Origin of the sequence: Burkholderia sp. lig30, from assembly GCF_000687455.2 — a bacterium.
In the GTDB taxonomy this organism is placed as follows: Bacteria; Pseudomonadota; Gammaproteobacteria; order Burkholderiales; family Burkholderiaceae; genus Burkholderia.
The window spans coordinates 68537-91942 of the sequence record NZ_JGVW01000099.1; the positions used below are offsets into that span (position 1 = coordinate 68537).

A 23406-nucleotide genomic window follows, 5' to 3' on the forward strand; every position below is an offset into this window, starting at 1 on the left:
GCTATGTCGTTCGTCGTTCAGGCGGCGAGCACTTCCTTCGCCGCCTTCTTCGCACCGAGTTCGCCCAGCGCGCGCTTGTATTCCTGCGGGAACACCTTCACGAACTGGCGGCGCGATGCGTCCCAGTTTTCCAGCAGCGATTTCGCGCGCGGCGAACCGGTGAACTGGAAGTGACGCTCGACGAGCCCCTTGAGCAGCGCTTCGTCCGTCGCGCCCGAGTGCCAAAGCGCGCGGTCGACCGTGCGCTCCTGCTCGGCCTGCTGCAGCACCGGATCGAGCGTGACCATCGACTTATTGCATTTCGCCGCGAACGTGCCGTCCGGGTCGTACACGTAAGCCACGCCGCCCGACATGCCGGCCGCGAAGTTGCGCCCCGTCTCGCCGAGCACGACGACCGTGCCGCCCGTCATGTATTCGCAGCCGTGGTCGCCGGTACCCTCGACGACCGCCGTCGCGCCCGAGTTGCGCACGCAGAAGCGCTCGCCCGCGACGCCGCGGAAGAATGCCTCGCCTTCCAGCGCGCCGTACATCACCGTGTTGCCGCAGATGATGTTTTCCTCGGACTTGCCGCGGAAGTCGTTGGTCGGACGGATGATGATCCGGCCGCCCGACAGGCCCTTGCCGACGTAGTCGTTGCCGTCGCCGACGAGGTCGAGCGTCACGCCCTTCGCGAGGAACGCGCCGAAGCTCTGGCCCGCCGTGCCCTTCAGCTGGATGTGGATCGCATCGTCAGCGAGGCCGTCGTGGCCGTGCTTCTTCGCGATCACGCCCGACAGCATCGCGCCGACCGTGCGGTTCACGTTGCGCACCGGCTGGATGAACGACACGTGCTCGCCGCGCTCGATCGCAGCCTTCGCCTTCTCGAGCAGCGTGTGGTCGAGCGCACGCTCGAGGCCGTGATCCTGCACGTCGACGTGACGGCTGGCGACGTCCTCGCAGTCTTCCGGCTGGTAGAACACGCGCGAGAAGTCGAGACCCTTCGCCTTCCAGTGCTCGATGCCCTTGCGAGTGTCGAGCAGGTCGGCGCGACCGACCAGGTCGTCGAACTTCGCGATGCCGAGCTGCGCCATGATCTCGCGCACTTCTTCCGCGATGAAGAAGAAGAAGTTGACGACGTGTTCCGGCTGGCCCGAGAACTTCGCGCGCAGCGTCGGGTCCTGCGTCGCGACGCCGACCGGGCAGGTGTTCAGGTGGCACTTGCGCATCATGATGCAGCCCTCGACGACGAGCGGCGCCGTCGCGAAGCCGAATTCGTCCGCGCCGAGCAGCGCGCCGATCACGACGTCGCGGCCGGTCTTCATCTGGCCGTCGGCCTGCACGCGGATGCGGCCGCGCAGGCGGTTCAGCACGAGGGTCTGCTGCGTCTCGGCGAGGCCCAGTTCCCACGGCGTGCCCGCGTGCTTGACCGACGACAGCGGCGATGCGCCGGTGCCGCCGTCGTGGCCCGCGATCACGACGTGATCGGCCTTCGCCTTCGCGACGCCAGCCGCGACCGTGCCGACGCCCACTTCCGACACAAGCTTCACCGAGATGCTCGAGCTCGGGTTGACGTTCTTCAGGTCGTGGATCAGCTGCGCGAGATCCTCGATCGAGTAGATGTCATGGTGCGGCGGCGGCGAGATCAGGCCGACGCCCGGCACCGAGTAACGCAGCTTGCCGATGTATTCGGACACCTTGTGGCCCGGCAGCTGGCCGCCTTCGCCCGGCTTCGCGCCCTGCGCCATCTTGATCTGGATCTGGTCGGCCGACGCCAGGTATTCCGCCGTCACGCCGAAGCGGCCCGATGCAACCTGCTTGATCTTCGAGCGCAGCGAATCGCCTTCCTTCAGCGGGATGTCGCGCACGATTTCATCGCCGATCACCGACTTGAGCGTCTCGCCCGCCTTGATCGGAATGCCGCGCAGTTCGTTGCGGTAACGGTTCTCGTCCTCGCCGCCTTCGCCGGTGTTCGACTTGCCGCCGATCCGGTTCATCGCGATCGCGAGCGTCGCGTGCGCTTCGGTGCTGATCGAGCCGAGCGACATCGCACCCGTCGCGAAGCGCTTGACGATTTCCTTCGCCGGTTCGACGTCGTCGATCGAAATCGCCTTCGCCGGCGCGACCTTGAATTCGAACAGGCCGCGCAACGTCATGTGGCGCTTGGTCTGATCGTTGATCAGGTTCGCGTATTCCTTGTACGTCTGGTACGAGTTGCTGCGGGTCGAATGCTGCAGCTTCGCGATCGTGTCCGGCGTCCACATGTGGTCTTCGCCGCGCACGCGATACGCGTATTCGCCGCCTGCGTCGAGCATGTCGGCGAGGACCGGGTTGTCGCCGAACGCGTCGCGGTGCAGGCGGATCGCTTCTTCGGCCACTTCGAACAGGCCGATGCCGCCGATCTTCGACGCGGTGCCCTTGAAGTACTTCCCGACGAGATCCGTCGACAGGCCGAGCGCTTCGAAGATCTGCGCGCCCGTGTACGACATGTACGTCGAGATGCCCATCTTCGACATCACCTTCTGCAGGCCCTTGCCGACTGCCTTCGTGAAGTTGTACACTGCCTTCTCGGGCGACAGGTCGCCCGGCAGGCCTTCTGCCATCTTCGCGAGCGTTTCCATCGCGAGATACGGATGGACTGCTTCCGCGCCATAACCGGCGAGCAGCGCGAAGTGATGCGTCTCGCGCGCGGAGCCCGTCTCGACGACGAGGCCCGTGCTCGTGCGCAGCCCTTGCTGGACGAGGTGCGTGTGGATCGCCGAGGTGGCGAGCAGCGCCGGAATCGCGACGTTCTCAGCGTCGGTCTTGCGGTCCGACACGATCAGGATGTTGTAGCCGGACTTCACCGCGTCGACGACTTCCGCGCACAGCGACGCGAGGCGCGCCTCGATGCCTTCCTTGCCCCACGCGACCGGGTAGCAGATGTTCAGCTCGTACGCGCTGAACTTGCCGCCGGTGTACTGATCGATCGCGCGGATCTTCGCGATGTCCTTGAAGTCGAGCACCGGCTGCGACACTTCGAGACGCATCGGCGGGTTGATGTTGTTGGTGTCGAGCAGGTTCGGCTTCGGGCCGATGAACGACACGAGCGACATCACCATGTTCTCGCGGATCGGGTCGATCGGCGGGTTCGTGACCTGCGCGAACAACTGCTTGAAGTAGTGATAGAGCGTCTTGTTCTTGTTCGACATCACCGCGAGCGGCGAGTCGTTGCCCATCGAGCCGATCGCCTCCTCGCCCTGCTGCGCCATCGGCGCCATCAGGAACTTCAGGTCTTCCTGCGTGTAGCCGAACGCCTGCTGGCGGTCGAGCAGCGCCGCGCCCTCGGCGCGGCCCGCGGCGACGTCCTCCGCCTTCGGCTCGATCTCGTCGAGCTTGATGCGGACCGCGTCGATCCAGCTCTTGTACGGCTTCGCGTTCGCGAGGTTGTCCTTCAGTTCCTTGTCGTCGATGATGCGGCCGTGCTCCATGTCGATCAGGAACATCTTGCCCGGCTGCAGGCGCCACTTCTTGACGATCTTCGATTCGGGGATCGTCAGCGTGCCCGCTTCCGACGCCATGATGACCAGGTCGTCGTCGGTGACGATGTAGCGTGCCGGACGCAGGCCGTTACGGTCGAGCGTCGCGCCGATCTGGCGGCCGTCGGTGAACGCGATCGCGGCGGGGCCGTCCCACGGCTCCATCATCGCGGCGTGGTATTCGTAGAACGCGCGGCGGTTCTCGTCCATCAGCGTGTGCTGTTCCCACGCTTCCGGGATCATCATCATCATCGCGTGAACGAGCGGGTAGCCCGCCATCACGAGCAGTTCGAGACAGTTGTCGAACGACGCCGTATCCGACTGGCCCGGGTAGATCAGCGGCCAGAGCTTCGGCAGGTCGTCGCCGAGCACGTGGCTCGCGATCGCGCCGGTGCGGGCGTTCAGCCAGTTGACGTTGCCCTTCACCGTGTTGATTTCGCCGTTGTGGGCGATCATCCGGTACGGGTGCGCCAGTTCCCACGCCGGGAAGGTGTTGGTCGAGAAGCGCTGGTGCACGAGCGCGAGCGCCGACACGACGCGCGCGTCCTGCAGGTCGCGGTAGTAGACGCCGACCTGGCCCGCGAGCAGCAGGCCCTTGTAGACGATCGTGCGCGCCGACATCGACGGCACGAAGTATTCCTTGCCGTGCTTGAGCTTGAGCGCCTGGATGCGGTGGCTGGCGGTCTTGCGGATCACGTAGAGCTTACGCTCGAGCGCGTCCGTCACCATGATGTCCTTGCCGCGGCCGATGAAGATCTGGCGGATCAGCGGCTCGCTCGCCTTCACGGCCGGCGAGATCGGCATCGCATGGTCGACCGGCACGTCGCGCCAGCCGAGCACCACCTGGCCCTCGGCCTTCACGGTGCGCTCCAGCTCCTGTTCGCACGCGATCCGCGACGCGTTCTCCTTCGGCAGGAAGATCATCCCCACGCCGTATTCGCCGGCGGGCGGCAGCGTCACGCCCTGCTTCGCCATTTCCTCGCGGTAAAACGCGTCCGGGATCTGGATCAGGATGCCCGCGCCGTCGCCCATCAGCGGATCGGCGCCGACCGCACCGCGGTGGTCGAGGTTCTCGAGGATCTTCAGACCCTGTTCGACGATCTCGTGGCTCTTCTTGCCCTTGATGTGAGCGACGAAGCCGACGCCGCAGGCGTCGTGCTCGTTTTGCGGGTCGTAAAGACCTTGCGCGGCGGGAACCGCTGCGTGCGGCTGCTGGTGGTCAGTCATGGGGACACCGTCTCAAAGAGGCCTTCCGGCCGTTGATCCATGTTTCTTGTTGCCGCCGGTCCCGCTTCCCGCAGGATTCGGCGCGGCCGACAGTGGGCTGGGCAGGCTGCGCCAGGAACCACCGGAATTCGGAATATACGCGACGAATCAACGGAATAGCAACAAAAACCGCTTGCTATGACCCCAATTAACACGATGCATTGAAACGGTGCAACTTTATTGGGGTCGTATCATAGTGGTGCAAAAAGAAACGGCGCGCGCGGCGCCGCTCCTTTTTCCCGCCAGACGACCCCTACTGCTGCACGGGCGGGGTGTTCTCGCGAACCTTGCGAGGCCGGCCGCGCGGCAGCGGCGACACGCGCCGGTTCGCGGCACGCGCCGCCCACTCGCGGTAGGTGTCGCCACCGAGCACCCAGCCCTTCAGCGTCGCCTGCTGCAACTGGTCGGCCAGCCGCTCGTCGAGCGGCTGCTCGCACTGTTCCTTGTATGCGCGCTGGCGCTCGAACGGCGTGTTGCCGAGCGCCCAGTAGAGCGGATGGTCGGTGATGAGGCTGTCGACCGTCAGCCCGATGTGGTGACGGTAACTCGACCAGCGGTACGCGTCGGCGCTCGCGGCGAGTTGCGCGCGCACCGGGCTCAGTTCCACCACACGGCTCGCGAGCAGGAAATACCGCTCGCCTTCGATCACGGTCGCGCGATAGCGGCCCTCCCACAACGTGCCGCGCCGCGAGTAGCGCCGGTTGAAGTGTGCTACGTAGCGCCGCCCGACCGCCTGCATCGCTTTCGGCAGGCTGGCCTCGTCGCTCGGTGTCACGAGAAGTTGCACCTGGCGCGGCAACAGCACGTAGGCATGTATCGCGAGGTGATGATCGCGCGCCGCGGCCTTCAGACAATCGATGAAAAGTTCGTAGTCTTGGTCGTCGACGAACGCGGGCTGCTGATCCAGGCCGCGCAGGATCACGTGCTGCGGCTGATCGGGAACGTAAAGTCGTGCTAACCGTGCCATGCTGAATGTCCGTTTGATCGCGTTAGGAAATACCCGAAGGTCCGGTGGTGAGCCGCCGCGGCAAACCCAGACGCGGCGCGGGGAAAGCGTACGGTCGTGCGAATCCTAGGGAGAAAACTCTAACTTACGCGCTTGTTCGGTCTTAAACGCTGTCGTCATAATGAGCACGCCTTCACAGGAGGAGACAAGGATGAAACAAAAACTGGCCATTACGGGGGCCGTCGCGCTCGCGTTTGCACTCGCGGCGGGCACCGCCCAGGCACAATCGGCAGGCAGCATCTACTTCAGCACGGGCTGGTTCCACTTTGCCCCCCAGGACAGCAGCGACCCGCTGTTCGTCTATGGCAGAGGCAATCTGTCCATCAATCAATCGGTTCCCAACACCGGCGCCGGCATCAACGACGCCGATACGCTCGGGCTTGCGAGCGGCTATTTCATCACCGACCACATCGCGGCCGAACTGGTTGCCGGCGTGCCGCCCAGGTTCGACATCACCGGCAAAGGTCGGTTCGATCGCTTCGGCGTGCTCGGCCACGCAAACCAGTGGAGCCCCGCGCTGGTGTTCAAGTACTTCTTCAACGACGCCAACGCGAAGTTCCGTCCGTATCTCGGCCTGGGCGCGACGTACGTCTGGTTCACCGGCGCGAAGATCACGAACACGGCATTCGAGCAAGGCGTACTCGGCGGCCCGACCACCGCGACGACAAGCAACCAGTGGGCGCCCGTCTTCAACGCCGGCTTCCAGTACAACTTCACCAATCACTGGTTCGCCGGCCTGTCGCTTTCGTACGTGCCGGTGAGCGTCACCGCGACGTTCACGACCGCAACCCGCGCCGGGACCGAAACGTCCAAAGCGAAGATCAACCTCAACCCGATCGTCACTTATCTCAACGTCGGCTACCGCTTCTAAGCGTAGTCGAATATTTGGGGAATGGTTAATCCCGCTGCAATTTGTAGCGGAATTTTCCTGACGTAACCGACCCGGCAGTGTGAAGCGCCTCGGCAGCAACCCTGACGGGGCGTCGTTTTTTACGCGTCAGGCTCGTATGTTCATACGACTGCGTCGAGCGCGTGCGGACCGATCAGGTCGATCCGGTCGGTGCAGATCGCGTCGACACCCCATCGCACGAGCTGCAGTGCCCGCGCCCGGTCGTTGACCGTGTACGCGAGCATCCGCAGCCCGGCGGCCTTGATCTCGCGCACGCGCGCCTCGTCGAGCCGCGTGTGATCCGCATGCAGCGACACGCAACCGAGTGCGTCGACCGCCTGTGCGCGCCAGTCGTCCGGCACCGTTTCATACAACATCCCGCGCGGCAGGTCCGGCGCCGTCTCGCGCGCCTGCCGCAGCGCGTCGAACGAAAACGACGACAGCAGCGGCGGCACCGCGGCGCCACGCCAGTACGCGGCCGCGTCGGCCGCGACGCGCCGGCCGGTTTCACACTCGCGGCCCGGGCACGGCTTGATTTCGACGTTCGCCGCCAGCCCGAGCGCGATGCAGCGCGCGGCCGCTGCCTCGAGCGTCGGCATGCGCTCGCCCGCGAAACGCGCATCGAACCACGTGCCCGCATCAAGCGCCGCCAGCACCGCATAGCGCATTCCCGCCGCCGGCCCGTGTCCGTTCGACGTGCGGTCGAGCGTGTCGTCATGCAGCAGGAACGTGATGCCGTCCGCCGACAGTTTCGCGTCGAATTCGACCATTGCATGACCGTGCCGCGCGCCCGCGTCGAGCGCGGCCAGCGTGTTCTCGGGAGCGAGCGTGCCGCCACCGCGATGCGCGACGACGCGCGGATAAGGCCAGACAGCACGGGGCGTCATATGAGGACCTCGCGAAACACGGTCGGCCGGCATGCCAGCTGCATCACGGCCGCCATCGGGCGCGCCGCTAGTTGTCGTCGACGACGAACAGACGCTGGTATTCCTTCAACGCGAAACGATCGGTCATTCCTGCGATGTAGTGCGCGACGAGGCGCGGCTGCTTCGCCGGTTCCGCGGCTTGATATTGCGGCGGCAGCAGCCGCGGATCGCCCGCGAACGCCTCGAACAGCCCCGTCACGACACGCTGCGCCTTGTTCGCCATCCTCATCACCTTGTAATGACGATACAGGTTCTTGAACAGGAAGCGCTTGAGCGTGGCCGCCTGTTCGGCGATGACTTCGCTGTGCGAAACAAGTGGTGGGGCCGCACGCACGTCGTCGAGCGACGCCGGCGCGACGCGCGCGAGATTGCGGGTCGTCGCGTCGATCAGATCGACGACCAGCGTATTGATGATGCGGCGCACCGTCTCGTGCACGAGACGGCGGCCTTCGAGGCGGGGGAACTCGGCAAGCGCGGCCTCGTAGTGATGCTGCCAGAGCGCGACTTCGGCAAGCTGGTCGATCGTGATGAGCCCCGAGCGCAAGCCGTCGTCGACGTCGTGATTGTTGTACGCGATTTCGTCGGCGATGTTCGCGAGCTGCGCCTCGAGCGACGGCTGCCGTCCCTGCAGGAAACGCTCGCCGAGCGCACCGAGCTTACGGGCGTTGTCGCGCGAGCAGTGCTTGAGGATGCCTTCGCGCGTCTCGAAGCACAGGTTGAGGCCGTTGAACGCGCCGTAATGCTCTTCCAGCTCGTCGACGACGGCCAGGCTTTGCAGGTTGTGCTCGAAGCCGCCGTGTTCGCGCATGCACGCATTGAGCGCATCCTGCCCCGCATGGCCGAACGGCGTGTGCCCGAGATCGTGGGCGAGCGAGATCGCCTCGACGAGATCTTCGTTCAGACGCAGGTTGCGCGCGATGGAACGCGCGATCTGCGCGACTTCGAGGCTGTGCGTGAGGCGCGTGCGGAACAGGTCGCCTTCGTGATTGACGAACACCTGCGTCTTGTATTCGAGCCGGCGGAACGCGGTCGAATGCACGATGCGATCGCGATCGCGCTGGAATTCGGTGCGCGCGGCGGGCGGCGATTCGGGGTGACGCCTGCCGCGCGATTGCGACGCGTGCGCCGCATACGGAGCGAGATGCGCCTCCAGGGCCGCCAGCGTCGGCGGCCCTGTGACCGCCACGGCCGGCGCCGTTTCGCGCGCGGGCGCGCGGGGCTGGCGTGTCAACTTGCCGGATGTCTCGCTCACCGTCTCCTCCATGTCTGGGGCGCCGGACAGCGGCGCCGCGTTATCGGGTCGTCGCAGCCAGCGTAGCGAATACCGCTTCGTCGGGCGCCCGGGTAATCAGCGTGTCGCCGAAGCGCTTCAGCAGGATGAACTTGATCGCGCCCGCCTCGGCCTTCTTGTCGACCCGCATCAGATCCATGTAGCGCGCGTCGCCGAGCGCCGGCCCGCTGACCGGCAGGCGCGCGGCCGCGATCACGGCAACGAGGCGCTGCCGCGACACTTCGTCGAGCAGGCCGAGACGCACCGACAGGTCGCCCGCCATCACCATCCCGCAGCCGACCGCTTCGCCGTGCAGCCACTCGCCATAGCCGAGCCCTGCCTCGATCGCGTGGCCAAACGTATGGCCGAAGTTCAGGATCGCGCGCAGGCCGCCTTCGCGCTCGTCCGCCGCCACCACGCGGGCCTTGATCTCGCACGAGCGCCTGACTGCCTCGGCGAGCGCCTCCGGCTCGCGACGGTTCAGCGCGTCGACGCTCGCCTCGATCCAGTCGAAGAACGCGGCATCGGCGATCGCGCCCGTCTTGATGATCTCGGCGATGCCGGCCGCCAGCTCGCGTTCGGGCAGCGTGGACAGCGCGCCGATGTCCGCGATCACCGCCTGAGGCTGGTAGAACGCACCGATCATGTTCTTGCCGAGCGGATGGTTGATCCCGGTCTTGCCGCCGACCGACGAATCGACCTGCGACAGCAGCGTGGTCGGCACCTGGATGAACGGCACGCCGCGCATGTAGCACGCCGCCGCGAAGCCCGTCATGTCGCCGATCACGCCGCCGCCGAGCGCGACGAGCGTCGTCTTGCGATCCGCGCGCTCCGTCAGGAGGCCGTCGAAGATCAGGTTGAGGGTTTCCCAGTTCTTGTGCGCCTCGCCGTCCGGCAGGACGACGGTCGACACGCGCTTGCCGAGCGGCGCGAGCGCGGCGCGCAGCACGTCGCCGTAAAGCGGGTCGACGGTCGTATTCGTGACGATCGTGACCGACGAACCGTGGATATGGGGAGCGAACAGCTCGGTGCGGCCGATCAGGCCGGCGCCGATGTGGATCGGATAGGCGCGGTCGCCCAGATCGACATTGAGAGTCATCATGCTTGTAGTGGCTTGGCGACGACGCCCGCCATTTCGAGCTGCATCAGCACCATGTTGACGAGCCCGTTGACGGACGGCCGCCCGGTTTCGATGACGAAATCCGCGCACTCGCGATAAAGCGGGTCGCGCACTTCGTAGAGCGCCTCGAGACGGGCCTTCGGATCGTCGGTCTGAAGGAGCGGACGATTCTTGTCCTTGCGGGTGCGCAACCACAGATCATGCGGATTTGCGCGCAGATAGACGACGATTCCGTGTGTTTTCAGGCACTCGCGATTCTCGGGGCGCAGGATCGCGCCGCCGCCCGTCGCCAGCACGATGTTTTCGCGCTGCGTCAGCTCGGCGATCACCTGGGATTCGCGGTCGCGGAACCCGGCTTCCCCTTCCATCTCGAAGATCACCGGGATACGGGCGCCGGTGCGCGCCTCGATCTCGTGGTCGGAATCGAAGAACGGCCTGTCGAGCCGGCGCGCGACCGCACGGCCCACGGTGGTCTTACCCGCTCCCATCAGGCCGACGAAAAATACGTTTGCGTGTGAGTCCCGCGCTTGCAACGGCTTCCTCTGCTTCAATCTTGCTGGTGTGTGGCGCAGCTTACTGGCAAAGCGGCTGCCTTGTCGAGCCTGGGCCGGCGGCGCCCGGACCAGGATTGCCGGCGCCGGGCGCTGCCGGGGCAGTGCCCCCGCAATGCGCGGCGACGACCGTCGGGGTGATGAACACCACCAGCTCGCTGCGCTGTTCGCGCCGTGCCCGGTGCCGGAAAAGCGCGCCCAGAACTGGTATTTTGCCCAAGAGCGGCACGCGCGTCACATCATCGCGATCAAGCTGCTCGTAAATACCGCCGATGGCGACCGTGCCGCCGTTCTCCACCTCGACGCGCGTCTGCACGTGTTTCGTATGGATCGCCGGGCCGGCGGCCGTCTGCTCGCCGATGCTGTCCTTGGCGACGTCCAGGTCGAGCACCACCCGCCCGTCCGGCGTGATCTGCGGCTCGACTTCCAGCTTGAGTGTCGCGCGGCGGAACTGCACGCCGCTCACGCCGTTGCCGATTTTCGCCTGGTACGGCAGCTCGGCGCCCTGCTCGACGATCGCCTTCATACGGTCGGCCGTCACGACGCGCGGACGCGAAACGATCTGGCCCCGGCCCTGGGCCTCGAGCGCGCTCAGTTCGACGTCGAGCAGGCGGCTGGCCGGCGCGGCGAAGAGCGTGAAACCTGCCGTGGCGGCCTCGAAGCCGCCGAGCGGCCGCGCAGCCAGATCGAGCGCGGTACGCTCGCCCGCATCCGCGTCAACCGCCGGCCGGCCGCGCGCGCGCAACGCGAGCCGTGCGCCCAGGTTCCTCGAAAACCCCTGCTCGCCCTCGACGATCCGTGCTTCGATGCTCACCTGCCGGGAGGGCCGGTCGATCGCGTCGATCAACGCCGCGATCTGGACGATACGCGGCGGCAGATCGGTGACGAACAGCAGGTTCGTCCGCGTGTCGGCGGCCGCGGTGCCGCGCCTCGACAACACGCGCTGTCCGGCCGCGCCGGTCAGGAGCCGCTGTACGTCCTGCGCACGCGGATAGTGCAACTCGAAAGTGCGGCTCGCAAGCGGCTCCAGATCGGCGGCGCGCGCGTGCGCCTCGAAGCGCTCCCGCTCCCTTGCGGCGAGATCGGCCGCAGGCATCACCCGGATCACGTTGTCGCGCCGCGCCATCGCGAGCCCGTACGTTTCGAGCAGCGTGTCGAACGCGTGCCGCCATCGAACCTCGTTCAGGCGCAGCGAAACCGTGCCCCGCACACGGTCGCTGACGACGATGTTCAGGTTCGTGAAGCGCGCGAACGCGTCGAACGCAGCGGCAAGGCTCACGTCCTGCAGATTCAGCGAGATCCTGCGCCCGTCGTCCGCATCGCCGGGCAGATGCGCGGCCGCATCGCTCATCCGCGCCGGCGGCGGCAGCGGCACGGGCGGGCCTTCCAGCGAAGGCGTCTGCGGCGCGGCGGCGCGCGCGGGTGGCGCAAGCGGAGGAGCGCCAGCCGCGGGGTCACTTGCCACGGGGTCACTTGCCGCGGGATCGCCAGCCACGGCCAACGGCGGCGCGGCCCGAAACGGCGCAGCGGGCACGGAGCCGCCTTCATCGTGCAGGGCAGGCAGCGGGACATCGGAAAAAGCAGCGCGCGACAGCCCGGGCGACAAGTCGGGCGGCAGAGGCGGCAGCGCAGCGTACGCTTCAGCGAGAGCCAGCCAGACGCACACGCCCGCCGTATGGCAAAGACACTTCACCATTGCGCGACGCCCTCCCCCACACCGATCCGGCGTGGGCCGTCCGCCGTTGCGAGTGCCACACCGTCCGGTTCGACGCGCACGACGCGCGTCGCGCCGACCGGCTCACCGGCCGCCACCGTCGCAATCCCGCCCGCACCGTCATCGAACAACGCCAGCCCGGCACGAGCGTCCCGTATCACGCCGGCGAGCCTTGCCGGCACAGCATGGTCCGCTTCGCGTCCGTCCGCGCCGTCGAACGGATCGCCTTCCGCCGCCGCCACGATCTCGCCCCCGACGAGCGTCTCATCGCCGCCCGGCAACGCACCCAATACGTCGAGCGACATCTCGACGCGCGGCGCCGCCGCACCGCCGCGTCGGCCGCTCTCGATACGCACCGCTGCCGGCACGACAAGCGCCGGCAACGCCGCGAACCCGCCAACAAACCGGAGCAACGCCGGGTAGCCACCGTGCGCGACGATGCGCACGGTGCGCCGGGGGGCCGCTTGCTCGCCCTGACTGTCCTGCGGCTCGAGCGACTGAAGCTGCAACCCGCTCGCGGCCGCCAGTTCGGCAAGCCGGAGCATCAGCGACGCCCAGCCGGGCGCGTGCCCATGGTCTTCGGCGAACTCCGGTTCCGCCGGCGGGGGCGCCAACCTCGCCGCTTCCTGGATCACACGCTCGGCTGCGACGACGCGCGCCGACACTTCTTCCAGCGCCGCCCGGCTGTACGCAAGGCCGCTCCAGTCGGCACGATCCGCCAGATGAATGCCGCCTGCGAGCACCGCGCCGAACGCAAGCACGCAACCCGCGACTTGTCCGCCGGCCAGCCATCGCGCACGCGCCGCACCGCTTTGCCACACGCCGCCGGGCCATGCCGGCGCGATCGTCGCCGCAGTCATGCCGGCCCCTCCTGCGCCGCCCGGCCTTTCCGTGCGTCGTCCGGCCGCGCGCCCCAGCGCACCCGGACCGAAAACCTCAGCGTGATCCGCCCCGCGCCCGGCTGCCGGATCTCGCCCGACGCCGGCTGCAACGCATCGACATCGAAGGTCCACCGTTGCCGTTCGCGCGCGATGCGCGCGACCCACCGCGCCGCCGCCGGATAGCTGACGGCGTGCGCGTCGACCAGCGCGCCAGCCGGCGTGACGCGCAACGCATCGAGCCGTACGCCGTCTTCGCGGACGCGCGCCAGCAGCGCGAGCAAATCGACCGCCTCGCGATAAGGCGCCGCGATGCGCGCCGCCTGGCTCCTGAGCTGCCGGCCGGCATCCGAAGCCCGCGCCGCACGTGTCGCCGCTTCCAGTTGTGGCTGCCGTTGGCGCAGTTGCGCCTCGAGTGCCGCACGCTCGGCATCGATCCGTGCGCGCATCACCGTCGCCCCTGCCACCCAGGCGCCCGCGCCCGTCAGCCCGAGCAGGATCGCGGCGCCGCACCGGCAAGCCAGGCGCCGGCGCGCCGCACGCGTGTCGCGGTCGCGATAAGGCAGCAGGTTGAAACCGCCGAGCCAGGCCCGCCGGGCCTGCGGCGAATGCGGCGAATGCGGCGAATGCGGCGAATGCGGCATCGTCGCGGCAGTGACCGTCGGCACGCTCATTCCCACACTCCTCTCAACGCCAGCCCGAATGCCACCGCGAACGCCGGTGAATACAGATCGCCGCGCGCCGCCGCCGCATCGCCAGCCCAGTGCGCGCATTCGAACGGCAGCGTGATCGCGCCGAGCACGTCGCCGATATCCGCCAGCGACACCCCGAAGCGGGCCAGGCAGCTCGCGTCGCCTGCGACGAACGCGCAGCTCGCCGGCCGCCGCGCAAACGTGCGGAGGGCATCCGGCAGCGCGGCATGCTCTCGGTCCGGAAACGCGAAGTCCTGCACGGCCGCCTGGCCGTCCACCCACCATCCACGTACGCCTGCGTCGCCGAACCAGATCGCGAAATATGGCTCGTGTGCGTCCAGTTCGTGCAGCGCCGCATAACGCAGCGCACGCAACGCGGCAATCGACTCGCCGTCGATCGCCGTCAGGTCGATGCCGGCCAGTGCGGCCGCATCGACCCGCCTTTGCAGTTCGGCCTGCGGCGCCACCGCAATCGCGATTTCGCCGGGCCTTGACCCGGCATCATGCCGCCAGTCGAACGCAAGACTTTCGGGAGCCAGCCCCGAAACGCGCTCCGCCGCCTGCCGCGCCGCCTCCGCGATGTCGTCGCGGCCCGCCAGATCGAGCATCGCCGTACGCATCCCGTCGTCGGGCAGCGCCATCACACCCCGCGCGTCGCATCGCACGCCGCGCGCCGACAGCCGCGCCGCGGCCGCCGCGAGCGCGCGCCCGACCGCGGCCCAGCGCAGCTCGTCGATCCCGTCCGGCTGTGCGACCGGCTCGGTCTCGAGCCCTTCGACCCGTACGCCCGCGCGCCTGCCGTGCCGGCTCAGCACCGCCACCCTCACCTCGCCCGCGCCGACGTCGATTCCCGCCGCCATGCACCGGCCCATCCCGAATCGCGCCGCCCATCGTCCGGCCATGCACGCCTCCCGCACTCGCCGCGGCCCCACGCCGCGTTTCATGGCTCGCATTCTGCAAAGCGGCGCCCGCGGACGGGAGTCGGCCGAACGGCCAACGCCGGCGAGCGCAGCCCGCCGCCGCGCTATGCTGGACACATGGCAGCCCGCGGTCGCAACCGTGCCGCCCGCCCGCGACCGGGCCGGTCAAACCGGGCGGCTATAATCGCGGGACTGTTTTCTGGTGTGCCTATGGAATCCACGTCGCCTACGCCTACGCCCCCGTCCTCACCGCCGCCCCCCGCCCCCGAGCCGAAGAAACGCTCCTGGTGGATGAACGTGCTGCTCGGCATCGCCGTGCTGTGTGTGGGGGCCGTCTTGAGCGTCGGGCTCGTGCTCGGCTATGTGCTCGTCGTGGCGTCGCCGAACATCCCGTCGCTCGACGTATTGACGGACTATCGTCCAAAGGTGCCGCTGCGCATCTACACGGCCGACCACGTGCTGATCGGCGAATTCGGCGAGGAGCGCCGGGACATCGTCCACATCAGGGACGTCCCCGACTCGATGAAGAAGGCGATCCTCGCGATCGAAGATGCACGCTTCTACGACCACGGCGGCGTCGACCTCACCGGGATCTTCCGCGCGAGCGTGGTCGCGCTGACGAACGGGCATGCGACCCAGGGCGCGAGCACGATCACGATGCAGGTCGCGCGCAACTTCTTCCTGTCGAGCGAGAAGACCTACACGCGCAAGATCTACGAAATGCTGCTCGCCTACCGGATCGAGCACGCGCTGTCGAAGGATCAGATTCTCGAGGTCTACATGAATCAGATCTACCTCGGGCAGCGCGCATACGGCTTCGCGAGCGCGGCGCGGGTCTATTTCGGCAAGGATCTGAAAGACATCACGCTCGCCGAGGCGGCCATGCTCGCGGGCCTGCCGAAGGCGCCCTCCGCCTATAACCCGGTCGTCAACCCGAAGCGCGCGAAGGTACGCCAGGACTACATCCTGCAGCGGATGCTCGAACTGAACTTCATCACGCGCGCACAATTTGACGAAGCGATCGCACAGCCGCTCGTCGTCAAGGGGACGGGCCGCGAATACAGTGTGCATGCCGAGTACGTCGCGGAAATGGTGCGCCAGATGATGTACGCGCAGTACCGCGAGGAAACCTACACGCGCGGCTTCAACGTCATCACGACGATCGATTCCGCCGATCAGTCGGTCTCCTATCTCGCGCTCCGCAAGGGGATCATGGATTACGAACGGCGCCACGGCTATCGCGGCCCCGAGGGATTCGTCGAATTGCCGGTCAACGCCGACGACCGCGAGCAGGCCATCGACGACGCGCTGCTCGAGCACCCGGACAACGGCGAGCTGGTCGCTGCGGTCGTCACCGACGCGAATCCGCGCCAGATTCAGGTGACGTTCATCGACGGCAGCAACGCAACGATCGACGGCGACAATCTGCGCTTCGCCGCGAGCGCACTGTCGGCCAACGCGCAGCCGAACCGCCGCATCCGCCCGGGGGCGATCGTGCGCGTCACGAAAGACGACGGCGGCAAATGGTCGGTCACGCAGTTGCCGCAGGTCGAAGGCGCGTTCATCTCGATCGTCCCGCAGGACGGCGCGATCCGTTCGCTGGTCGGCGGCTTCGACTACAACAAGAACAAGTTCAACCACGTCACGCAGGCGTGGCGCCAGCCGGGTTCGTCGTTCAAGCCGTTCATCTATTCCGCGTCGCTCGACAAGGGTCTGGGACCGGCGACGATCATCAACGACGGCCCGCTGTATTTCAGCGCAGCGGAAACCGGCGGCCAGCCGTGGGAGCCGAAGAACTACGGTGGCGGATTCGAGGGGCCGATGTCGATGCGCACCGCACTGCAGCGCTCGCGCAACCTGGTGTCGATCCGCATCCTCAACCACATCGGCACGAAATACGCGCAGCAATACATCACGCGCTTCGGCTTCGACGCGGAACGCCACCCGGCCTATCTGCCGATGGCGCTCGGCGCGGGTCTCGTCACGCCGCTGCAGATGGCCGGTGCATATTCGGTGTTCGCGAACGGCGGGTACCGCGTCAATCCGTACCTGATCGCGGAAGTGACCGATCCGAACGGGATCATCGTCGTGCGCGCGCAACCGCTCGTCGCGGAAAAAAACGCGCCCCGCGCGATCGACGCGCGCAATGCGTTCGTGATGAACAGCCTGCTGCAAAGCGTCGCGCAGCGCGGCACCGGCGCGAAGACCAACGTACTCAAGCGCGGCGACCTCGCCGGCAAGACCGGCACGACGAACGAGTCGCGCGACGCGTGGTTCGCCGGCTATCAGCACACGCTGGCCGCGATCGCGTGGATCGGCTACGACAATCCGCGCAGCCTCGGCGACCGCGAAACCGGCGGCGGGCTCGCCGTGCCGGTGTGGATCGACTACATGAGCGCAGCGTTGAAAGACGTGCCGGAGTTCAAGCCGATGATGCCGGACGGCGTCCAGACGCTCGGCAGCGAGCTTTACTTCACCGATTTCACACCCGGACACGGCTTCGTGTCGTCGGTCGGCGTCGCGCAGGCCGCGCCGCCGAGCAACGAAGAGGACCCGGTTCCGTCGCACGTCGACGAGCAGGAGAAGCAGGACATCATGAACCTGTTCCAGGGCCACTGATTGGTGGCCCGGCAACGAAAAAGCGGCCAACCGGCCGCTTTTTCGTTTGATGCGCCGTCATCCGGCACGCGCGCCGCGCTCAGGCGCCGAACGCGACCGGTATCCCGGCCTGCTGCGTCGCATACTCGGTCAGCGCCGCGAAGAATTCGGCGCCGGTACGCGTGTCGCGCCACGCACCGTCGACGTAGCGATAGTGGAATCCGCCCGCCTTCGCGGCGATCCACACCTCCTTCATCGGCGGCTGCAGGTTGACGATGATCTTCGAGCCGTTCTCGAACGTGAGCGTCAGGACGCTGCCGTTGCGTTCGAGATCGATGTCGGCGTCGCCATCGTTCGCGACGTCGACGGCACGCTCGACGGCCGCCAGCACGGCCTCGGCACGGGTCAGGTATTCGGTATCGGACATGCTAAACTCTATCGATTAAATTGTTCAGGGACGATCATGCGAGGCGTTTTCCGGATCAGCGCGATTGTAGCGGCTTTGGCGATTCTTGCAGGCTGCGGTCAGCGCGGTCCGTTGTACATGCCCACCGTGCCGCCGTTGCCGCCCAAGCCGCTCGAGCAGGTCGATCCGCCGCCGTCGGACGTCACGCCGGGCGCAGAAACCGCATCGTCGGAAAGCACGCCCGACACGTCGGGCACGCCGCTCATGCTGGCGCCCGAGCTGTCGACCGGCGCACCGTCGCCAGCTTCCGCGCCGGCGCACAAGCAGTAACGCCCGTCGCCCCAGGCCGTTCTTCGAGCCCGGCGCACCCGGTCAGCCGCGCACGCGCCGCCAACCCCACGCGGCAAGCCGCCATCCGAGCAGCACGGCGACGATCACGGCATACAGCTTCGGCTGCGCGAGATCGTGCTTGCCCGCCTTCATCCACCAGAAGTGCAGCACCCCGAACAGCGCGATCGCATAGATCGCGCGGTGCAGCGTCGCCCAATGCCGGCCGAGCTTGCGCACCATTGCGCGCGGCGATGTCGCGGCGAGCGGGATCAGCAGCACGAACGCGGCGAATCCCATCGTAATGAACGGTCGCTTGCCGACGTCCGCCAGAATCGCCATCAGGTCGAACCACTTGTCGAACCAGAAGTAGGTCGTGAAGTGCAGCGTCGCATAGAAGAAAGCGAACAGGCCGAGCATCCTGCGAAACCGCAGCAGCATGTTGATGCCTGTCATGCGGCGCAGCGGCGTGACGGCGAGCGTCACGCACAGCATCACGAGCGTCCACAGGCCGGTCGAGCGTGTGATGAATTCGACCGGATTCGCGCCCAGCCGGTCGGTCAGCCCGAACAGCACGAGTCGCGCGAGCGGATACAGGCCGGCGGCAAATACGGCCGCCTTGGCGGGCGCGACCCAGCGGGGCGCGCCGCCCGGGCGGGCCAGGCCGGTGCGGCGCCCGGCCGCGCCGGCGCCGGAAGCGGGCGTGAGCGTGGAAGGTTGCATGTCGTCTCTCACCGGTCGGCGTCAGAAGTATTTTTTCAGATCCATGCCCTGGTACATCGACGCGACCCACTCGCCGTAGCCGTTGAACATCAGGGTCTTGCGCTTCGGAGTGAAGAAGCCGTCCTCGCCGATGCGCCGCTCGGTGGCCTGGCTCCAGCGCGGGTGATCGACATTCGGGTTCACGTTCGAATAAAAGCCGTACTCGCCGGGCGCGTAGGTATTCCAGCTGGTCGGCGGCGCCTTCTCGACGAAGCGAATCCTGACGAGCGACTTCGCGCTCTTGAAGCCATATTTCCACGGCACGACGATCCGCACCGGCGCGCCGTTCTGGTTCGGCAGCACCTGGCCGTAGACCCCCATCGCCAGGAGCGTGAGCGGATGCATCGCCTCGTCCATCCGCAATCCTTCCGAATACGGCCAGTCGAGAATCGGCGTCGACAGGCCCGGCATCTGCGATGGATCGGCGAGCGTGACGAACTGCACGTACTTCGCGTTGCCGGTCGGCTGCACCCGCTTGATCAGTTCGGCGAACGGCACGCCGATCCACGGAATCACCATCGACCACCCTTCGACGCAACGCAGGCGGTAAACCCGCTCCTCGAGAGGCGCGAGCCTGAGCAGCTCGTCGATGTCGAACACCTTCGGATGCAGCACCTCGCCTTCGACGCTCACGCGCCACGGGTGCGGGCGAAGCGATCCGGCATAGCGGGCGGGATCGCCCTTGTCGGTGCCGAATTCGTAGAAGTTGTTATAGGACGTGATGTCCTTGAACGGCGTCACCTTGTCGACGACCGCGAATTTCGGGTTGGTCTTCGCCGCCAGTTTCGCGGCGCGCGCGTCGGGCGACGCGTATGCGGCGAATGCCGCGCCGCTGCCACCCAGCAAGCCGCCGGCCGCCGCGATGCCCGCCGCCTGCAGCACGCGCCGCCGGCTCTCGAACACCGCGCGCGGCGTGATTTCGCTGCGGGCAATGTCGTCACCGCTCAACGCGATCCGGAAAGGCCGTTTGATCAGCATGGTGTTGCGCCTCCTGCATCCTCGTGCTCCATGAGCGTTCGACCCGAACCGTCCCGCACCGTTCTCGGCCCTGATCGCGCGCCGTTTACAAAAGAAAACCGCCGGGCACGCAGTGCGCCGGCGGTCTATAGTCGAACGCGCGTCGAAGATCTTACAGTTTGCCGTAGCTGTGCAGCCCGGACAGGAACATGTTGACGCCGAGGAACGCGAACGTCGTGACGATCAGGCCGGTGAGCGCCCACCAAGCGGCGGCCGTGCCGCGCAGCCCCTTCATCAGCCGCATGTGCAGCCACGCCGCGTAGTTCAGCCACACGATCAGCGCCCAGGTTTCCTTCGGGTCCCAGCTCCAGTAGCCGCCCCACGCTTCGGCCGCCCACAGCGCGCCGAGGATCGTCGCGATCGTGAAGAACGCGAAACCGACCGCGATCGACTTGTACATCACGTCGTCGAGCACCTCGAGCGCCGGCAGGCGATCGGCGAGCACGCCGCGCTCCTTCATCAGGTACGCGACCGCGACCATCGCGGACAGCGCGAAGCTGCCATAGCCGATGAAGTTGGCCGGCACGTGGATCTTCATCCACCAGCTTTGCAGCGCAGGCACGAGCGGCTGGATCTGCTGCGCGTCGCGCGCGATCGAGTACCACATCAGGAAGCCGACCGCGGCGCTGATGACCAGCAGCACGAACGCGCCGAGCGCGCGCGTGCCGTAGTGGCCTTCGTAATACAGGTAGAGCAGCGCGGTGATCAGGCTGAACAGCACGAACACTTCATAGAGGTTCGACACCGGAATGTGACCGACGTCCGCGCCGATCAGGTACGACTCGTACCAGCGCACCATCAACCCGGTGAAGCCCATCAGCACCGCGACCCAGGTGAGCTTCTGGCCGATCGCGCCGCCGGTCGCGGAACGGCTCAGCAGCCCGATCCAGTAGAACAGCGTCGCGAGCACGAAGAGCGCGCTCATCCACAGGATCGCCGACTGGCTCGACAGGAAGTACTTGAGGAAGAACGTGGAATCCGCGCGCGCCAGATCGCCCTGGTAGATCTGGATCGACAGCAGCGACAGCGCCGCGATGGCCGCCATCAGCAGGCGCGACGGCTTCCAGCGCCAGCCGAGCGTGACGAGCGCCGGGACGGTGCCGATCAGCACGGCCTTGTCGTAGTAGTTCATGTGCGCGTTGTAGTGCACGAACGCGTAGCCGGCGCCGATCACGAGCGCGAGCGCGAACAGCCAGTCGAGCGGCGACAGGCGCAGCAGGAACGGGCGCTCGTCGAACAGCGGCGCCAGCGCCGGGGCCGCAGCCGACGACTGCGGCGCACGGGAAGTGGAGACTTGAGTGAGATCCATGATGTTACCGGGAGGAATCCTCAGAACCGCCGCCGGCCGGCGCGCGGGTGGCCGATGCCGCACCGGCGGGCGCGGCGTCGCGGGGTGCGGCGTGCAGCGCGGCGCCCGCCGCGTCGCGCGTCTGCACGTATTCTTTCTCGAAATCGAAGGTCTTGCGGGCCGATGACATCGCCATCACCACCTCGACACCCGAGGCGCCATCCTTGAGCCAGAACCAGAGACGCCGCTCGCGCACGTAGAACATCGCGAAGATGCCGGCGACCAGCAGCAGGCTGCCAAGATACACCAGATTCTTGCCCGGCGCGCGCGTCAGCTGGAACACCGAAGCCTGCACCTGCTTGAACGAATCGAGCTGCAAATAGACCGGCGCGCCGTACAGGAAGCTGTCCGACATCGCGTTGATCGAGGTCTGCACGAAACGGATCGTGTCGGCGCCCTGCTGGGCGGGCGGCTCGCCGGCGCGCGCGCGGGCGATCTGCCAGACTTCCCACATCGAGCCTTCGAGCATCCGCAGCAGCAGGCTCGCCGCCTTCTCCTGCTCGGCCTTCGGCACCGACCGGTCGATGAACGTCGCGACCGCCTGGAACCCGCCGAGCGGCTGCCCGTCCGCGCCGCGGCCAACGCTGTCGTCACCGGCGGCGAAAAGGGTCAGCACCTTGGACGCACTTTCCTGCAGCCGGTCGCGCAGCGACGCGTCGTTGCCCGGCAGCGAACGCTGCGCGAAGCGCACCGCAGCCTGCGCGCGCACGGCCGGGTCCTGGAGCGCCGCCCGCAGGCGCATCCACTCGCCGAGCGAATCCTGGCTGTCGGCCGGAATCCGCATGTAGCGGAACGCATCGTTCGGGCTGGCGCGCACGCCCGCGAGGAACACACGGTCACCGCCCATGTCGACGGGCAGCATGTAGTTGTTGAACTCGCGCGCCTGGCCGTCCTTGCCGCGCACCTTGTACTGCACCGACGGGCCGATGTTGTGCAGTTGCTTCGGGTTCGACGTCTTCGCGCCCGAGCCGAGCCGCTCGTCGAACGCTTCCTTGAGCGAGTGCGTCGTCGCGACGCCGCGCGCGTCGGCCTTGCCGTTCGCGTCGGCCATGTTCTCGACGTTGATCGCGCGGAAATCGGAGAATTCGATCGTGGTGCCGTCGGCGCCCGGAATCTGCAGCGGCACCGCATTGCCGATCGTGCCCTGCACCGGGAACGCCTTCGCGCTGTCACCCGCCATCGGATAGGCGGTCGTCTCCATCAGCGAGCCGCCGTCCTGAAAGCTCGACTGGTAAATCGACACGCCCTTGTACGTGAACGGCTTGTTGACTTCGACCCGTGCCGGAATCCGCTTGCCGGTGTCGCGGTCGATCACGACGATGTCGCTCGCGAACAGCTTCGGCATCCCGGTCGAGTAATAGTCGACGATGAACTTGTTGAGCTGGATCGAGAACGGCAGGTCCTGGATCAGCGAGCCGTTTGGCTGGTTGAGGATCGCGGTGGACACGAACTGGCCCTCGGGCACCCACGCATAGCCGCGGAACGTCGGGTTCGACGCCGACAGGCGATGGTCCGCCGAGATGTCGCTGATCGTCGCGCTCGTGTTGACCGCGCTCTTGCCGAACATCCACATCTGGAATTTGATCGGCAGGTTGCTGTCGAGCAAGCCGCCGATGCAGATCACGACGATCGCGAGGTGCGCGGCGATATAGCCGAACTTCGTCATCGCGCCGCGCTTCGCGGAGATCAGCGTCGCGCCGGCGGTCTCGCGCACGACGTGCTTGTAGCCCGCCTTCGCGACGAACGCGGAGAGCGTCGCGGCCACGGCCGCGCGCGACCCGCCGGCCGAGAATTCCGCCTTGTGATGGAACGCGCGCAGGCTGCCTTCGCGCACCTTGTCCTTCCAGCTCTTTGCGTCCGCGAGCATCTTCGGCGCATTGCGGATCACGCACAGCGAGATCGACACGACGAGGAAGATCAGGATCAGCATGAACCACCACGCGCTGTACACGTTGTACAGGCCGAGCGAACGGAAGATGTCCGCCCAGAACGGGCCAAACTGGTTCACGTAGTTCGGATACGGATCATCCTGGGTCAGGACGGTGCCGATCACGCTCGCAATCGACAGCACCACGAGCAGCGCGATCGCGAAGCGCATCGAGCTCAACAGCTCGACCGCATGCTTTGCCGCACTCCGGCCCGACTTTGACTGCAACCCCGACGTGGTAACGCTCATTCAAACTCCGACTGACAACAAAAAAGGGCAAGGCGGCCGCAACGCT

The 23406-nt window shown here is 67.0% G+C and carries 18 protein-coding genes; 3 read left to right on the top strand and 15 right to left on the bottom strand.

Features of this window, described 5'->3' with window-relative positions:
• Window positions 1-17: 17 nt before the first annotated feature.
• Window positions 18-4721, bottom strand: coding sequence for a glutamate synthase-related protein (locus LIG30_RS20480; RefSeq protein WP_038714936.1), 4704 nt, complete (start codon window positions 4719-4721; stop codon window positions 18-20).
• 292 nt (window positions 4722-5013) lie between these two features.
• Entirely contained in the window at window positions 5014-5727 is a 714-nt protein-coding gene (locus LIG30_RS20485; RefSeq protein ID WP_038714938.1) for a transposase, read from the bottom strand.
• Between the two features lie 190 nt (window positions 5728-5917).
• On the opposite strand from LIG30_RS20485, the gene LIG30_RS20490 reads away from it, so the two are divergent.
• Window positions 5918-6637, top strand: coding sequence for an OmpW/AlkL family protein (locus LIG30_RS20490; protein ID WP_038714939.1), 720 nt, complete (start codon window positions 5918-5920; stop codon window positions 6635-6637).
• A 140-nt stretch (window positions 6638-6777) separates the two neighbouring features.
• On the opposite strand, the gene ugpQ is transcribed toward LIG30_RS20490, so the two are convergent.
• The 8 genes from ugpQ to LIG30_RS20530 form a co-directional block, all read right to left on the bottom strand.
• A complete protein-coding gene (gene ugpQ / locus LIG30_RS20495; RefSeq protein ID WP_038714940.1) occupies window positions 6778-7542 on the bottom strand; it encodes a glycerophosphodiester phosphodiesterase in 765 nt (254 codons plus the stop codon).
• Window positions 7543-7609: 67 nt separating this feature from the next.
• Entirely contained in the window at window positions 7610-8833 is a 1224-nt protein-coding gene (locus LIG30_RS20500) for a deoxyguanosinetriphosphate triphosphohydrolase (RefSeq protein ID WP_038715013.1), read from the bottom strand.
• A 40-nt stretch (window positions 8834-8873) separates the two neighbouring features.
• Window positions 8874-9953, bottom strand: a complete 1080-nt coding sequence (aroB, locus tag LIG30_RS20505) for a 3-dehydroquinate synthase (protein ID WP_038714942.1) — start codon at window positions 9951-9953, stop codon at window positions 8874-8876.
• Window positions 9950-10504: a shikimate kinase AroK gene (aroK, locus tag LIG30_RS20510; protein WP_038714943.1), complete on the bottom strand. Its 555-nt coding sequence runs from the start codon at window positions 10502-10504 to the stop codon at window positions 9950-9952. The genes aroB and aroK overlap by 4 nt, the downstream gene beginning before the upstream one ends.
• 40 nt (window positions 10505-10544) lie before the next feature.
• Window positions 10545-12218: a type IV pilus secretin PilQ gene (locus tag LIG30_RS20515; protein ID WP_051995100.1), complete on the bottom strand. Its 1674-nt coding sequence runs from the start codon at window positions 12216-12218 to the stop codon at window positions 10545-10547.
• On the bottom strand, window positions 12212-13096 hold the full coding sequence (locus tag LIG30_RS20520; protein ID WP_038714946.1) for a GspMb/PilO family protein: 885 nt from the start codon (window positions 13094-13096) through the stop codon (window positions 12212-12214). Before LIG30_RS20520 ends, LIG30_RS20515 begins: the two co-directional genes overlap by 7 nt.
• Window positions 13093-13788 (bottom strand): fimbrial protein, encoded by a 696-nt coding sequence (locus LIG30_RS20525; RefSeq protein ID WP_442856874.1) that lies wholly within the window; start codon window positions 13786-13788, stop codon window positions 13093-13095. Before LIG30_RS20525 ends, LIG30_RS20520 begins: the two co-directional genes overlap by 4 nt.
• Window positions 13785-14708: a hypothetical protein gene (locus tag LIG30_RS20530; protein ID WP_038714948.1), complete on the bottom strand. Its 924-nt coding sequence runs from the start codon at window positions 14706-14708 to the stop codon at window positions 13785-13787. Before LIG30_RS20530 ends, LIG30_RS20525 begins: the two co-directional genes overlap by 4 nt.
• Window positions 14709-14936: 228 nt before the next feature.
• Here LIG30_RS20530 and LIG30_RS20535 point away from each other — a divergent pair, with 228 nt between their 5' ends.
• A complete protein-coding gene (locus LIG30_RS20535; RefSeq protein ID WP_038714950.1) occupies window positions 14937-17345 on the top strand; it encodes a penicillin-binding protein 1A in 2409 nt (802 codons plus the stop codon).
• A 79-nt stretch (window positions 17346-17424) separates the two neighbouring features.
• Here LIG30_RS20535 and cyaY read toward each other — a convergent pair whose 3' ends face one another.
• Window positions 17425-17751, bottom strand: coding sequence for an iron donor protein CyaY (gene cyaY, locus LIG30_RS20540; protein WP_038714951.1), 327 nt, complete (start codon window positions 17749-17751; stop codon window positions 17425-17427).
• A gap of 36 nt (window positions 17752-17787) precedes the next feature.
• Here cyaY and lptM point away from each other — a divergent pair, with 36 nt between their 5' ends.
• Complete coding sequence (gene lptM / locus LIG30_RS20545; RefSeq protein ID WP_038714953.1) at window positions 17788-18060, top strand: LPS translocon maturation chaperone LptM; 273 nt, start codon at window positions 17788-17790, stop codon at window positions 18058-18060.
• A gap of 42 nt (window positions 18061-18102) precedes the next feature.
• On the opposite strand, the gene msrQ is transcribed toward lptM, so the two are convergent.
• The 4 genes from msrQ to LIG30_RS20565 form a co-directional block, all read right to left on the bottom strand.
• On the bottom strand, window positions 18103-18780 hold the full coding sequence (gene msrQ / locus LIG30_RS20550) for a protein-methionine-sulfoxide reductase heme-binding subunit MsrQ (RefSeq protein WP_038714955.1): 678 nt from the start codon (window positions 18778-18780) through the stop codon (window positions 18103-18105).
• A gap of 21 nt (window positions 18781-18801) precedes the next feature.
• On the bottom strand, window positions 18802-19797 hold the full coding sequence (gene msrP / locus LIG30_RS20555; RefSeq protein ID WP_038714956.1) for a protein-methionine-sulfoxide reductase catalytic subunit MsrP: 996 nt from the start codon (window positions 19795-19797) through the stop codon (window positions 18802-18804).
• A 151-nt stretch (window positions 19798-19948) separates the two neighbouring features.
• Complete coding sequence (gene ccsB / locus LIG30_RS20560; protein ID WP_038714958.1) at window positions 19949-21145, bottom strand: c-type cytochrome biogenesis protein CcsB; 1197 nt, start codon at window positions 21143-21145, stop codon at window positions 19949-19951.
• A gap of 4 nt (window positions 21146-21149) precedes the next feature.
• Window positions 21150-23360, bottom strand: coding sequence for a cytochrome c biogenesis protein ResB (locus LIG30_RS20565; protein ID WP_038714960.1), 2211 nt, complete (start codon window positions 23358-23360; stop codon window positions 21150-21152).
• Window positions 23361-23406 lie beyond the last annotated feature (46 nt).